At 65.4% G+C, this 1994-nt stretch carries 3 protein-coding genes; 2 read left to right on the top strand and 1 reads right to left on the bottom strand.

The features are described from left to right. Window positions 1-313: FGGY-family carbohydrate kinase (locus H928_RS33750; RefSeq protein ID WP_255343223.1), on the top strand; the 313-nt coding region annotated here is incomplete at its 5' end. A gap of 69 nt (window positions 314-382) precedes the next feature. Here H928_RS33750 and aqpZ read toward each other — a convergent pair. Beyond that, a complete protein-coding gene (gene aqpZ / locus H928_RS0121215) occupies window positions 383-1084 on the bottom strand; it encodes an aquaporin Z (RefSeq protein ID WP_021028304.1) in 702 nt (233 codons plus the stop codon). A 146-nt stretch (window positions 1085-1230) separates the two neighbouring features. On the opposite strand from aqpZ, the gene H928_RS33745 reads away from it, so the two are divergent. Beyond that, on the top strand, window positions 1231-1994 hold a 764-nt coding region (locus tag H928_RS33745; RefSeq protein ID WP_239645041.1), incomplete at its 3' end, for an esterase-like activity of phytase family protein.

Raw genomic sequence — 1994 nt, 5'->3', positions numbered from 1 at the left:
CGATGCCGCCCCCACCGGCGCCCAGCCGGTGACGGAATTGCGCGTGGATGGCGGCGCCAGCGTCAACAACCTGCTGATGCAGTTCCAGGCCGATCTGCTGGGCATTCCGGTGGTGCGCCCGGCCTGCGTGGAGACCACTGCGCTGGGCGCCGCCTACCTGGCGGGCCTGACCACCGGCATCTACCAAAACAGCGAAGAGCTGTCGGCGCTGTGGAAGGCCGAGCGCCGCTTTATGCCCACGCAGGACAAGGCGCGTGCCGATGCGCTGATGGCACGCTGGGAACAGGCAGTGCGCCAGACCACGGCGCGCTAAACGGCTTTTCCCAAAACGACAACAGGGGCCGCAGCCCCTGTTGTTGTCTATGCCTTCAATGGGATCCGCTTATTCCTCGTCGCCACGCAGCAAGGCGCGGTGGATCAGCGCACCGATCACTGCACCCACAATCGGCGCCAGCCAGAACAGCCACAGCTGCTCCAACGCGATGGCGGGGCCAAACAGCGCAGGACCGGTGCTGCGTGCAGGGTTGACCGAAGTATTGGTCACGGGGATCGAGATCAGGTGGATCAAGGTCAGGCACAGGCCAATGCTCATGCCGGCAAAGCCCACGGCCGCCTTCTTCGTGGTCGAGCCCAGGATCACTAGCAGGAACACCGCCGTCAGCACCACCTCGGTCAGCAGCGCGGCCAGCATCGAGAACTTGCCTGGCGAGTGTTCACCAAAGCCGTTGGTGGCCAGATCGGTGACCTGCGCGCCTGCCTTGCCGCTGGCAATCAGGTACAGCAGGCCGGCCGCCACGATCGCACCCAGCACCTGGGCAATGATATAGCCCGGCAGATCCGAGGCCTTGAAGCGCCCGGCCACCGTCAAGCCGACCGAGACGGCCGGGTTGAAATGGCCGCCCGAGATCGGGCCAAAGGCATAGGCGCCGGTCAGCACCGTCAGGCCAAAGGCCAGCGACACGCCCAAAAGGCCAATACCCACCTCAGGAAAAGCAGCGGCCAGCACCGCGCTGCCGCAGCCGCCAAAGGTCAGCCAGAACGTACCCAGGCATTCCGCCGACCATTTTTGCAGGTTGGATGTCATTTCTCTTACCCCTTCATCAGTCAGACCCGCGGCATGCAACGCACACACAGGCGAGCCCTAGTAGCCGAGATGATAAGGAGCGAGCCGCGTTTGAAAATGTCAACAATTGCCGGTGCAACAAGCGCGCTACACTTGCTGAAAATGCTATGAAAATCAAGACTCAAATACATTATTCGTTCGGTCTATTCAACGCGCTGTCGCTCTCTGTTGTGCTGCTGCTTTTGGCCGGCTGCAAGACCTCTCCGGAGCCCGCCCAGGCCCCCATCTCTCCATCCCCCAACACCCCAGGTGCCGTCGCCTGCCATGCCCCTGGCACCCCGGCCCTGCAACTGTTGGGCGAGCAGCGTTGGCCGCTGGACACCCACTGGGCCGGTGTGCCCATCGGCGGGCTCTCGTCGATCGATTACACCCCTGCCGATGACAGCTATTACCTGGTGAGCGATGACCGCTCAGCCAAGGACAGCGCCCGCTGGTACCGGGCCCGTATCCGCTACGACGCCAGCGGCCTGCAGCAGGTCAGCATCACCGGCCAGCAGTACCTGCAGACACCGGCAGGCAGGCCCTACCCCAGCAGCCGCACGGCGGCAGCGGACACGGCCGTGCCCGACCCCGAAGCGCTGCGGCTGCTGCCCGGCGGGCGCAGCGTGGTCTGGAGCAGCGAAGGCGACTTTGCACGGGGCTTTGGCCCCTCGCTGCAGCAGGCCGGGCTCGATGGCAGCTGGCAACAAACCTGGACACTGCCCGCGCAGCTGCAAGGCCCGCTGCAGCCCGAAACCGGCCGGGGCCCGCGCAACAACATGACCCTGGAGGGCATCGCGATCAGCGAGGACCAGCGCAGCCTTTGGCTATCGATGGAAGGCGCCTTGCGCCAGGACGGCCCGCTGCCGCGCCGGGGCCAGACTGGCGGGGC

Source organism: Comamonas sp. B-9, assembly GCF_000410635.1.
GTDB lineage: Bacteria > Pseudomonadota > Gammaproteobacteria > Burkholderiales > Burkholderiaceae_C > Comamonas.
Note: the sequence above shows the minus strand (reverse complement) of the source record. Positions and strands in the feature narration are given on the sequence as shown.